The organism is Pseudomonas sp. PAMC 25886 (genome assembly GCF_000242655.1).
In the GTDB taxonomy this organism is placed as follows: domain Bacteria; phylum Pseudomonadota; class Gammaproteobacteria; order Pseudomonadales; family Pseudomonadaceae; genus Aquipseudomonas.
In genome coordinates, this window is the sequence record NZ_AHHC01000081.1 from 36,895 (window position 1) to 48,628 (window position 11,734).

The 11,734-nt window shown below is 62.1% G+C and carries 14 protein-coding genes; 11 read left to right on the forward strand and 3 right to left on the reverse strand.

Features of this window, described 5'->3' with window-relative positions; translation table 11 throughout:
- The first annotated feature begins 153 nt into the window (after window positions 1–153).
- The 7 genes from MUM_RS0125600 (at window position 154) to MUM_RS0125630 (ending at window position 5,082) form a co-directional block, all read left to right on the forward strand.
- Window positions 154–405 (forward strand): hypothetical protein, encoded by a 252-nt coding sequence (locus MUM_RS0125600; protein ID WP_010175664.1) that lies wholly within the window; start codon window positions 154–156, stop codon window positions 403–405.
- A 169-nt stretch (window positions 406–574) separates the two neighbouring features.
- A complete protein-coding gene (locus tag MUM_RS0125605) occupies window positions 575–1,345 on the forward strand; it encodes an alpha/beta fold hydrolase (protein ID WP_010175667.1) in 771 nt (256 codons plus the stop codon).
- A gap of 111 nt (window positions 1,346–1,456) precedes the next feature.
- The gene (locus tag MUM_RS0125610; protein ID WP_010175669.1) at window positions 1,457–1,714 is read left to right on the forward strand and encodes a DUF2790 domain-containing protein; all 258 of its coding nucleotides are present in this window, start codon (window positions 1,457–1,459) and stop codon (window positions 1,712–1,714) included.
- Between the two features lie 51 nt (window positions 1,715–1,765).
- Window positions 1,766–2,437, forward strand: coding sequence for a heavy metal response regulator transcription factor (locus MUM_RS0125615; RefSeq protein ID WP_010175671.1), 672 nt, complete (start codon window positions 1,766–1,768; stop codon window positions 2,435–2,437).
- Window positions 2,434–3,834, forward strand: a complete 1,401-nt coding sequence (locus MUM_RS0125620) for a heavy metal sensor histidine kinase (RefSeq protein WP_010175673.1) — start codon at window positions 2,434–2,436, stop codon at window positions 3,832–3,834. The genes MUM_RS0125615 and MUM_RS0125620 overlap by 4 nt, the downstream gene beginning before the upstream one ends.
- A 94-nt stretch (window positions 3,835–3,928) precedes the next feature.
- A complete protein-coding gene (locus tag MUM_RS0125625; RefSeq protein ID WP_010175675.1) occupies window positions 3,929–4,474 on the forward strand; it encodes a DUF4410 domain-containing protein in 546 nt (181 codons plus the stop codon).
- Between the two features lie 104 nt (window positions 4,475–4,578).
- On the forward strand, window positions 4,579–5,082 hold the full coding sequence (locus MUM_RS0125630) for a zinc ribbon domain-containing protein (protein WP_010175677.1): 504 nt from the start codon (window positions 4,579–4,581) through the stop codon (window positions 5,080–5,082).
- A 3-nt stretch (window positions 5,083–5,085) separates the two neighbouring features.
- Here MUM_RS0125630 and MUM_RS0125635 read toward each other — a convergent pair whose 3' ends face one another.
- Complete coding sequence (locus MUM_RS0125635) at window positions 5,086–5,511, reverse strand: GNAT family N-acetyltransferase (RefSeq protein WP_029616097.1); 426 nt, start codon at window positions 5,509–5,511, stop codon at window positions 5,086–5,088.
- A gap of 165 nt (window positions 5,512–5,676) precedes the next feature.
- On the opposite strand from MUM_RS0125635, the gene MUM_RS0125640 reads away from it, so the two are divergent.
- Window positions 5,677–6,597: an SGNH/GDSL hydrolase family protein gene (locus MUM_RS0125640; protein WP_010175681.1), complete on the forward strand. Its 921-nt coding sequence runs from the start codon at window positions 5,677–5,679 to the stop codon at window positions 6,595–6,597.
- Window positions 6,598–6,621: 24 nt separating this feature from the next.
- On the opposite strand, the gene MUM_RS0125645 is transcribed toward MUM_RS0125640, so the two are convergent.
- Window positions 6,622–7,098 (reverse strand): hypothetical protein, encoded by a 477-nt coding sequence (locus MUM_RS0125645; RefSeq protein ID WP_010175683.1) that lies wholly within the window; start codon window positions 7,096–7,098, stop codon window positions 6,622–6,624.
- A gap of 74 nt (window positions 7,099–7,172) precedes the next feature.
- Window positions 7,173–7,949: an AraC family transcriptional regulator gene (locus MUM_RS0125650; RefSeq protein ID WP_010175685.1), complete on the reverse strand. Its 777-nt coding sequence runs from the start codon at window positions 7,947–7,949 to the stop codon at window positions 7,173–7,175.
- A 210-nt stretch (window positions 7,950–8,159) separates the two neighbouring features.
- Here MUM_RS0125650 and MUM_RS0125655 point away from each other — a divergent pair, with 210 nt between their 5' ends.
- The 3 genes from MUM_RS0125655 to MUM_RS0125665 are packed head-to-tail and all read left to right on the forward strand — an operon-like array spanning window position 8,160 to window position 11,719.
- Window positions 8,160–9,776, forward strand: a complete 1,617-nt coding sequence (locus MUM_RS0125655; protein ID WP_010175687.1) for an APC family permease — start codon at window positions 8,160–8,162, stop codon at window positions 9,774–9,776.
- A gap of 30 nt (window positions 9,777–9,806) precedes the next feature.
- Window positions 9,807–10,733 (forward strand): 4-hydroxyproline epimerase, encoded by a 927-nt coding sequence (locus tag MUM_RS0125660; protein WP_010175689.1) that lies wholly within the window; start codon window positions 9,807–9,809, stop codon window positions 10,731–10,733.
- Window positions 10,734–10,771: 38 nt separating this feature from the next.
- Window positions 10,772–11,719, forward strand: coding sequence for a dihydrodipicolinate synthase family protein (locus tag MUM_RS0125665; protein ID WP_010175691.1), 948 nt, complete (start codon window positions 10,772–10,774; stop codon window positions 11,717–11,719).
- Window positions 11,720–11,734: the final 15 nt, after the last annotated feature.

Here is an 11,734-nt window from a genome sequence, read left to right on the forward strand (position 1 = left end):
ACCTTCCCGTGGTTTTGTATCGGACTGTATGGAAACCCTCCCCGGATACGCGAACCGGCATTTCACTACGCACGGGCACACATGGCGGATACACCCCGGCGATTAACTAAAGCCACCAGCCAATCCGGCTGACTCACTCGCAGGAGCACCACCATGTTCAATTTCTCGAAAGCGTCGTCTCTGGTATTCGGCCTGGCTGTAGTCGCAGGGCTCGGGCTGGCATCCGTGGCGTCAGCCAACCCTCATGCCGCCGTGGTCAAGAGCCAACCGTCACACCTGCTCGTCGAGGGCGGCGCAGATCGCCTGCAACAAAACCGGGTCGCTGAAGGCGGTGCTGATCGCCTGCATGAACTCGGCCTGGCGGAAGGTGGCGCCGAACGCGTACGAGAAGCCCGCACGGTGTAATGCATCACTGCCCCACTTTGAATTCGGGCAGCCTCCAGGCTGCCCATTGCATTACAAACTTGTCATTAAGCTGTCAGTGTTGCCAGCACCCTCACTTCATACAGTGAAGTCGTCAGTCACCCACAGCGGGTGACTCAACTTCCCACTGACAATGAAGCGAGCCCGCCCCATGAAACCTGCAAGCAAACTCTGCCTGATCGCCGCCAGCCTGTTGATGCTGGGCACCGGCGCCGCCGTGGCCGGCCCGATTGCACCGGTGAAAGCCAATAACGTGGTCCTGGTACACGGTTCCTGGGCTGACGGTTCCAGCTGGTCCGAAGTGATCACCCGCCTGCAGGCCGCCGGTTTGCATGTCACCGCCGTGCAAAACCCGCTGACCTCGGTGGCAGATGACGTCGCCGCCACCAACCGCGTACTCGATCAACAGGACGGCCCTACCGTTCTGGTGGGTCATTCCTACGCCGGTACCGTGGTCAGCGACGCCGGGGTCAATCCGAAGGTCAGCTCCCTGGTGTACGTCGCCGCTCGCGCCCCGGACGCCAACGAAGACTTCGTCGCGCTGTCTGCCAAGTATCCGACCACACCCGTACGCGCCGGTGTGGTGGAGCATGACGGTTACCTGACCCTGAACCAGGATGCCTTCCTCAAGTACTTCGCCGCCGACGTGCCCCGCGCCAAGGCCATGGAGCTGTACGCCGTACAACAACCGATCGCCAAGACCCTGTTCAGCGGCCGCACCGTCAACGCGGCGTGGCACACCAAGCCGTCCTGGTATGCGGTGTCCAGCAACGACCAGACCATCAACCCGGACCTGGAACGCTTCCTGGCCAAGCGCATGAACGCCACCACCATTGAGGTGCCGTCGAGCCACTTGTCGCTGGTTTCCCACGCCAAGGAAATCACCGACCTGATCCTCGAAGCGTCCGGCCGCCAGCCTTAAGCCTTTCATTACAACCTTGTCATCATCCTGTTGGTTGGCTGTTTGTGTCGCCTGATTACTGTGAACTCACTGCCGAATACCGGCAGCCAACCCTTAAAGAGAGATACCGCCATGAAACTGTTTATCCTCGGCTTTGCTGCCCTCCTCGCCACCGGTTCGGCCTTTGCCGACACCACCGCAGCTACCTCGGTGATCCACGACACCCCCGGTTTCTTCATGCACATGGACGTGGCCAAGGTACTGTCCAGCACTGACACCTACGGCCAGTGCGGCATCGTCCCCGCCCGCCTCGACTACCTGGACAGCCAGGGCCGCGAACACGTGCTGGACTACCAGGTACAAGGCATCGGCTGCCCCAATGACAATTGATCGGGCTACACTTGCGCCACCAAAGACCTGCACATCACCAGGGCAAACCCCATGAATATCCTCGTAGTCGAAGACGAGCCCAAGGCGGGCAACTACCTGCTTAACGGCCTGCAGGAGCTGGGCTACTCCGTGAGCCTCGCCCGCGACGGCGTGGACGGTTTGCACCTGGCCCTCGAAACCCCGTTCGACGTGATCGTGCTGGACGTGATGATGCCGAAGATGGACGGCTGGGAAGTACTGCGTCGCCTGCGCAAGGAAGCTGACACCCCGGTGCTGTTCCTCACCGCCCGGGACGACATTGCCGACCGCATCAAGGGCCTGGAGCTGGGCGCCGATGATTACCTGATCAAGCCGTTTTCCTTCGCCGAACTGGTGGCGCGCCTGCGCACCCTGACCCGGCGCGGGCCAAGCCGTGAAGAAGAACAACTGCAGATCGCCGACCTGCAGATCGACGTGCTCAAACGCCGCGTCACCCGCGGCGGCGTGCGCATCACCCTGACCAACAAGGAGTTCGCCCTGTTGCACCTGTTTGCCACCCACCAGGACCAGGTGCTGTCGCGCTCGCTGATCGCCTCGCGGGTGTGGGACATGAACTTCGACAGCGACACCAACGTGGTCGACGTGGCCGTGCGCCGCCTGCGCCTGAAAATCGACGACCCGTTCCAGCTCAAGCTGATCCACAGCGTGCGCGGCATCGGCTACCGCTTCGATACCCAACCATGAGCAAGCCCCGGCATTACTCCCTGACCCTGCGCCTGGCGCTGATCTTCGCCTTGCTGGCGTTTGCCCTGCTCGCCACCCTCGGCGTGGCGCTGTACCGCGAGCTTGAGCGCGAACTGATCCACCGGGACGACGCCGCGCTGATCTACCGCGTCGACCAACTGCGCAACCTGCTGAACGACAGCAACACCCTGGACCTGATCAAGACCAAGCCGGAGCTGTTCCAGAACATGCTGGGCAACCGCGAGTCGGTGCTGAGCATCGCCGCGCCCGGGCAGAAGCCGTTGCTGGAAGTGAACCCCGGCAACATCGATATGCCCGACGTTGCCCCGGTGCCCAGGGACCACACCCTGGAATTCGCCGACGTGCAGCACTTGCCGGGCGTGAATGGCGTGCCCTTCTCCACCCTGGCCGCCACCATCGACTCGGGCGACCTGGGCAGCCTGCAAGTCACCACCGGGCGGCTGATGACCGAGCGCACCGCCGTGCTCGCCAGCTATCGGCTGAGTGTGTATATCCTCGCCAGCATCGCGGCGTTGGTACTGGCGGTGGTCGGCTACCTGATGGTGCATCGCGGCTTGCTGCCATTGCGGCGCCTGGCGGTGCATGCCCAGGGCATCGGCGTCGGCAACCTCGCCGCACGCCTCGACAGCCACGGTGCGCCGAAAGAACTGCTGCCGATGATTGATTCGTTCAACACCATGCTCGAACGCCTGGCGAAGGGCTTCGTGCAATTGGGCCAGGTCTCCACCGACATGGCCCACGAACTGCGCACGCCGATCAACAATTTGCTCGGGGAAACCCAGGTGGCGTTGCAGCAACACCGCAGCGTCGAGGCCTACCAGCAACTGCTGGCCTCCAACGTCGAAGAACTCGAACGCCTGGCGCGCATGCTCGACAACATGCTGTTCCTGGCCCGCACCGACCCTGCCAGCGCCCTGCGCCAACGCCAGGAACTGGACGCGGCCGACGAGGTGGAACGCATGGCCGACTACTTCGAAGGCCTGGCGGGCGATGTCGACATCAGCATCCTCCCCCAGGGTGCCGGTGTGATCTGGGCCGAACCGATGCTGCTGCGCCGCGCCCTGGCCAACCTGTGTGCCAACGCCATCAAATACGGCGCGCCAGGCTCTGAACTGCTGATCCAGGCCACGCCCAGCGCCGAGGGCATCAGCCTGACCGTGACCAATCACGGTACGACCATCCCGGCCGAGCACTTGCCCCGGTTGTTCGAGCGGTTTTATCGCGTGGACGAGTCCCGGGAGCGCTCGGCCCATTCCAATGGATTGGGGTTGTCGATTGTCGCGACCATCATGCAGTTGCATAACGGCCGATACAGCGTGAGCAGTGAAGACGGCATAACGTGCTTTGAGCTTTTTTTTCCGGGGCGGGAGGCATAGCCGCTTGCTAGGGAGCGGGGTGTTCAAGCATCGTAGCGCCCCCATCCGATGCGGTGGCTTCCCCTCTTTCTTAATCTGTGGATACGGAAATTCAATGAAAACCTCCAAGGCGTTGTACGCCCTGTCTTTTGCTGTCGCCCTTTCGATGCTGGGTGGTTGCGCAGCCAAGGTAAAGAGCGGCGGTACAGACGCGCTGGCCATTCCGGAATCGGCCAAACAAAACCTGGTGGTGAGCTTTAAAGGCAACACCACGGTCGAGCAAAACCAGGACTGGCCACTGCTCAAGCAACAATGGGGCGCGGCCCTGCAAACCGAAGCGCAGCAGGCCGGTTATAGCCTCAAGGAAACGCCAACCCTCAACACCGGCAGTGCCGACGGCGTGGGCATTACCATCAACGTCAGCAAGTTCCGCTACCTGACCGCGGGCACCCGCTACGCCGCCGGTGCGCTGGTGGGCAACGCCTGGGTCTTCTCGAAAGCCGATTTTTCCGACTTGAAATCCGGCGCACCGTTGGGCGCGCGCACCTATGAAACCGAGTCGTCGGCCTGGGAAGGCGTGGCGTCGGCCATGACCCAGAAGCAGGTCCAGGCGATTGCCAAACAAGTAATCGCGGACATCAAGAACGCCAAGGCGCAGTAACCCCCTGGCGGGTATCCCTGTAGTCAGCGCTGCGGGTGCCGACGCGGGGCCATACCGGCCCAGCGTCGGCATTGCGCTCGTAAAATAAATACAAGGACGAATAAATGAGCATCTACCCTGCCCTGTTGCTGGCACTCGCCATTGTCACCGCCTACGTGGCCAGTCAGCGCGGCCGATCAGGCCCAAGATGGTTTGCGATAGCCGTATTCGTGCCCGTGGTCCCTTTGATCGTGCTCCTGCTGATGCCACGCATTCCCAAGACCGGTGTTGACGCTTTGGTGCACGAAGACTTGCGGCCCTGCCCTGCCTGCACAACCCCCATCAACGCCGCCGCAGCCCAATGCAAACACTGTGGCGCCGAGGTGCAACCCATCGCCCTGAAAGACCGCAGCGGCTGGGTCGTGCGTATCACCGCCGATACCGATGAAGGGTTTGGCCTGCTGGTGGCGCAATTGAAAGAGCTCGATGTGCCCAGGGTTCGCGATGAACCGCCTCACGCCTTTGTCGGCCCGTTTGAAGAAAAGGCCCAGGCGCAGAATGTGCTCAGGTACTTGAAGTCCGATCAGGGTTTGGACGGCCTGGTGACCTGGCGGTCGGTGACCCGCTAGCCCTCAGGCCAGGTGCTTCTGGAAAAAGTGACGCGTGTGCCCAGACGGGTAGTCGGCGATATGCCCGAACTCGCTGAAGCCCAGTTTTCGATAGAACCCGGGAGCCTGGAAGCTGAAGGTATCCAGCCAGATCCCGGTGCACTTTTTCTCCCGCGCCAGGTCCTCGGCCGCCTGCATCAGCTTTGAACCGGTGCCTTGAGTGCGCATCGACTCAGGCACGCTCAACAGCTCAACGAACATCCAGCCATAAGAGATTTTCCCGTAGAGACCACCCACCACGTCCTGGCTGACGGGATCACGCAGCAACAACCCGAAGGTTTCAAACGGGTTCTCGCCGCATTGGCTGATGTTGTAGGCCCTCAGTGGCTGGAGGATGGCCTGGCGCTCTTGCTCCGTGACGTCAAAAGACAACTCTATCGCTGATGCCATCTCAATCTCCCTGATGTGAATACCCAATCCCGAGGACATTACCAGCGATAGCCACCTGTCGCATACGGAACACTCTTTACGCCCTCAGCTATACGCAGGTCGCAACCGCCCCAGGGCAACTACATCGCCGGCGGTACTCTGGGATGATCACCCGGGAGATTTCCAATGACTCTACGCGCTTGCTTGGCCGCTCTATTGGTACTGACCGCCTCCACCGCCTTTGCCGCCCCGCGCTACGATCACCTGTATGCATTCGGTGACAGCTACTCCGACAACGGTGCAGGTGAACGCTTCACCAAAACCCTGGCCACGCAGAAGGTCAAGGATGCGCAGGAACTGCCCGGCTCGCTGTATTGGAAAGGCCGCTGGAGCAACGGCCCGACGGCCGTCGAGAACCTGGCTCACGCCTTGAAAACGCCCTTGACCGACTACGCAGTGGGCGGTGCCAAGAGTGGCAACGGCAACTATTACGCCTGGATGGAACCGGCACGCGACACCGGCGTTTCGGGCCAGATCGCCGACTACCTGAAATCCGCCAACTCACACAAGGCAGACCCGAACGCGCTGTATTTCATTTTCATCTCGGCCAACGACTTTTTTGAATGGGCCGACTTCTCGCACCCGGAGTCGGTTGCCGTGCTCAGCCAGAACAGCGTGGCGAACATTCAAAAAGCCACCGAGACGCTGCTTGCCGCAGGCGCCAAACACGTGATGGTAGTCGGCACCACGGATTTGAGTCATGTCCCGGCGGTGGTACAGGGTAATCAAGTCGAGAATGCAAAAAGCTACCAGCAGGCGCTCGAACAGAAATTGCCGGTGGTGCTGAGTACATTGGCTAAAACCCACCAGGTCAGCATCCGCTACTTCGACCATGTGGCCTTCAGCGACAAGCTGCGTGCGGCGCCCGAGGCTGCGGGGTTGAAAGACCTGGATACGCCCTGCCAACACACCTATCCAGACGTGAAGCCGGTGTGTGAAAACCCGGATGCACATTACTACTGGGATGAATGGCACCCGACGCGCAAGGTGCATGCGCTGGCGGCGGAGGCGATGTTTGAAACGCTGAAGGCTGGCCAGGGTATTTGAACAAGGTCACACGGCCCTATTGAATCAAGGCGAACACCCACCGACGACCGCTTCTCTTCTGAACGACTCAGGCGCCCGCCCGGTATTTTTGTCGGTGATCTCCACCACGCAGCCACTCACGGGAACCGCCTGGACGATTTGATAAGTCGCGCCAACGGCAGGGATAAAACTGGCGACGTTGGCGCAACTGCGAAAATAGTTTTCGCCTTTCTTGTTGGCGCCACCGCTGCTCATGACGTTGACGTAGATGCGCCGGTCGGGGATCAGTAAAAACCGCTCGCTGACCTCGCCTTTGCGAGTGCCCAGCACGCCGGTCTCGGCCGTGTCATTGCAGCCCGGGTCGTAGTAGGCCCAATACATTTGCACGCCACCGTTCAACAGGGTGTTAGTGCCCGGGATAGCTTCGAGCGTTGCATGAGGCGCGGTGGGGGCTGGTTGTTGGTAAAAACCGACACAACCTGTCGCCAGGCTGCAGAACAGTGCCAATAAGACCTTTTTCAAAGACAAACTCCCTGTAAACCAGACAGGCCAACGGCGGCCATGGGCGATTGTACGCAGACAATATCAATTAGACATCACTGCACGCTCGTCGCCTGCCGATACTGCCGAGGCGTAAACCCGGTCAACGCCTTGAACTGCCGGGTAAACGCACTGTGGTCGGTGTACCCGCACTGCAACGCCACCTCAGTGATCGGCATCTCGGTATGCAGCAGCCGGTGCGCATGCTCCAAGCGCACTTTCTGAATCATCTGGCGCGGCGTCAGGTGGAACACGCGCTTGCAGTAGCGCTCCAGTTGCGCCACTGAAATCCCGGCGATCCGCGTCAGTTCACCCAACGTGACACGCCGGTTGAAATGCGCCCGAATGTGCTCATCCACTGCCGCCAACCGTTGATAGCCCGGGTGGGTTTCACTGGCGGTCTGCAGGTCGACCGAGATCCCCGCCAGGCCGATGATTGCACCGTCGCGGTTGTACAGCGGCCATTTGTGCGTCAGGCACCAACCCGGCTCGCGGGTGCCGTAGAGGTGCAATTCCAGCTGGTCTTCCAGCACAAACCCCTGCTCCAGCACCCGCCGATCCTGTTCGGTATAACCGGGGCCCAATTGCGCGGGGAACACCTCGGCGCTGGTTTTTCCCAGCAACGGTTGCAAGTGCTTCAAGCCGCACCGTTGCACCAGGGTGCGGTTGGCCAATACGTAGCGCGCCTGCACGTCCTTGATAAAAATCGCGGCGTTGGGAATCACGTCCAGCATCGGCAACAACAGCCCCACCCCTGCCAATAATTCTTCAATGGTGTGCGGGCGGTGGGACTCGCTCCCTTGGCATAGGGTGGCGAACGCGCTCTGCATCATGACGCTCTCTCCTGCATTTTGCGGACAGGCCAGGCGCCCGGCGGGCGGTGCCTGGCGAGCAGATTGCCGCATGGCGCTGGCCCTGTCGAGCACTCGAAATTGTGCTGATTTCGTCATCACAGCCTGCGCAAAACATCAATCGCGGCGCCGTTGATGGGTTCACTGTATGGCACTGCATGCCTATCCAATAACCCACAAGAAGGCGCCGCTATGTCAGCCCAAGGCAAGTTCAAGAAACAGCTTTCATTGATCGACCTCACCTTTATCGGACTGGGAGCGATCTTCGGTTCGGGCTGGCTGTTCGCGGCCAGTCACGTCTCTGCCATCGCCGGTCCGGCGGGGATTTTTTCCTGGTTGCTGGGCGGCTTCGCCGTACTGCTGCTGGGCATTGTGTATTGCGAATTGGGGGCGGCATTGCCCCGCGCCGGTGGCGTGGTGCGCTACCCGGTTTACTCCCATGGCCCGCTGCTGGGCTACCTGATGGGCTTCATCACGCTGATCGCGTTTTCGAGCCTGGTGGCGATTGAAGTGGTCGCCTCGCGCCAATACGCCGCAGCGTGGTTTCCCGAGTTGACGCAAGCGGGCTCCAGCAACCCCACCGTCCTCGGCTGGTTCGTGCAGTTTGCGCTGCTCTCGCTGTTTTTCGCCCTCAACTACCGCAGCGTGAAGACCTTCGCCATGGCCAATAACCTGGTCAGCGTATTCAAGTTCATCGTGCCGCTGCTGGTGATCGGCGTGCTGTTCACCTTCTTCAAGCCGGAGAATTTCCACAGCCAGGGCTTTGCGCCGTTCGGCCTCTCGGGGATTGAAATGGCGGTGTCCGCCGGCGGGGTGATTTTCGCTTACCTGGGCCTGACGCCGATCATCTCGGTGGCCAGCGAAGTGAAAAACCCGCAACGCACGATTCCGATTGCACTGATCCTGTCGGTGCTGCTCTCCACTGCGATCTACGTGCTGTTGCAGACCGCTTTCCTCGGCGGCATCCCCACCGAAATGCTCGCCAACGGCTGGGCCGGCGTCGCCAAGGAACTGGCCCTGCCGTACCGCGATATCGCCCTCGCCCTGGGTGTGGGTTGGCTGGCCTATCTGGTGGTCGCCGACGCGGTGATCTCCCCCAGCGGTTGCGGCAACATCTACATGAACGCCACGCCACGGGTGATCTACGGCTGGGCGCAAACCGGGACCTTCTTCAAGGTCTTCACCCGCATCGATGAAAAGTCCGGCATCCCGCGCCCGGCGCTGTGGCTGACCTTTGGCCTGTCGGTGTTCTGGACCCTGCCCTTCCCGTCGTGGGAAGCGCTGATCAACGTGGTGTCCGCCGCGCTGGTGCTGAGCTACGCCGTGGCGCCGGTGTCCGTTGCCGCCCTGCGCCGCAATGCGCCTGACCTGCCGCGCCCGTTCCGGGTCAAGTGGATGGGGCTGCTCGGCCCGCTGTCGTTCATCATCGCCGCGCTGATTGTCTACTGGTCGGGCTGGAGCACCGTGTCGTGGCTGCTCGGCCTGCAAATCCTGATGTTTGTGGTGTACCTGCTGTGCGGCCGTTTTGTGCCGACCCTGCACCTCAGCCTGGGCCGCCAGGTGCGCTCTTCCGCCTGGCTGATCGGCTTCTACGCCGTGACCATCATCCTGTCGAAACTCGGCAGCTTCGGCGGCCTGGGCATCCTCAGCCATCCGTTCGACACCGTGGTCGTCGCCGCCTGCGCGCTGGGTATTTATTACTGGGGCGCGGCCACCGGCGTGCCGGCCCATCTGGTTCGCCTGGAAACCGAAGACGACGAAAGCGAAGCCCCTGAGCCCGACATGGGCCGGGTGCAGCTTGCTTCCTGAACGTCAGCCCACCCCTGAATGGATAGCGATATGAAACGAGTCCACATCATTGACTCCCACACCGGCGGCGAACCCACGCGCCTGGTGATGAGCGGTTTCCCCGAGCTTGCCGGCGAGACCATGCTCGACAAGCTCGACGACCTGCGCACCCGGCATGACCCATGGCGCAGGGCATGCCTGCTGGAACCCCGTGGCAACGATGTGCTGGTGGGCGCGCTGTATTGCGCGCCGGTCTCGGCCGATGCCACCTGCGGCGTGATTTTCTTCAACAACGCCGGCTACCTCGGCATGTGCGGCCACGGCACCATCGGCCTGGTTGCCTCGCTGCATCACCTGGGCCGGATCGCCCCGGGAGTGCACAAGATCGACACGCCCGTCGGCCCGGTCAGCGCCACGCTGCATGCAGACGGCGCGGTAACCCTGCGCAACGTGCCTGCCTATCGCTATCGCCAACAGGTGCCGGTGGATGTGCCCGGGTATGGCCGGGTCTACGGCGACATCGCCTGGGGCGGCAACTGGTTCTTCCTCGTCTCCGAGCACGGGCACGTGCTGCACATGGACAACGTCGAAGCCCTGACCGATTACACCTGGGCCATGCTCAAGGCCCTTGAGGCCCAGGGCATCCACGGCGAAGACGGCGCACTGATCGATCATATCGAACTGTTCGCCGACGACGCCCGGGCTGACAGCCGCAACTTCGTCATGTGCCCGGGCAAAGCCTACGACCGCTCGCCCTGCGGCACCGGCACCAGCGCCAAGCTGGCGTGCCTGGCGGCCGACGGAAAACTCGCCGCCGGTGAACCCTGGGTGCAGGCGAGCATCACCGGCAGCCAATTCGAAGGCAGCTATGAATGGGAAGGCGACCGTGTGCGCCCTTCCATCACCGGCCGCGCCTACATGACCGCCGACAGCACCTTGCTGATCGACGAACAGGATCCCTTCGCGTGGGGCATCTGAACCGCCCCCGCCCCTTCAATCAAACTGGAGCTGAAACCATGAACACCCACATTTTCACCGGCTGCATCCCCGCCCTGATGACCCCGTGCACCGCCGAGCGCAAACCGGACTTCGACGCACTGGTTGCCAAGGGTCGCGAACTGATCGATATCGGCATGAGCGCGGTGGTGTACTGCGGCTCCATGGGCGACTGGCCGCTGCTGACCGAGGCCGAGCGCCAGGAAGGCGTGGCGCGCCTGGTGGCCGCCGGCGTACCGACCATCGTCGGCACCGGCGCGGTCAACAGCCGTGAAGCCGTGGCCCACGCGGCGCACGCAGCGAAAGTCGGGGCCCACGGCTTGATGGTCATCCCGCGCGTGCTGTCCCGTGGCGCCTCGGCGACTGCGCAAAAGGATCACTTTGCGGCCATCCTCAAGGCGGCGCCGAACTTGCCGGCGGTGATCTACAACAGCCCTTATTACGGCTTCGCCACCCGCGCCGACCTGTTCTTCGAACTGCGCCGCGAGTACCCGAACCTGATCGGTTTCAAGGAATTCGGCGGCGCTGCCGACCTGCGTTACGCGGCAGAGCACATCACCTCCAGGGACGATGACGTGACCCTGATGGTGGGCGTGGATACCCAGGTGGTCCACGGTTTCGTCAACTGCAACGCCACCGGCGCAATCACCGGCATCGGCAACGCGTTGCCGCGGGAAGTGCTGCAACTGGTGGCCCTGAGCAAGAAAGCCGCCAAGGGCGACGCCACCGCACGCCGCCAGGCCCGGGAGTTGGAATCGGCGCTGGCAGTGCTGTCGTCCTTCGACGAAGGCTGCGACCTGGTGCTGTTCTACAAGCACCTGATGGTGCTCAACGGCGACAAGGAATACACCCTGCACTTCAACGAAACCGATGCCCTGAGCGATGCCCAGCGTCGTTATGCCGAGAACCAGTACGCGCTGTTCCGCCAGTGGTACGCCAACTGGTCGGCCGAGCAGAACGTCGCTTAACACTACTGTCGGCAA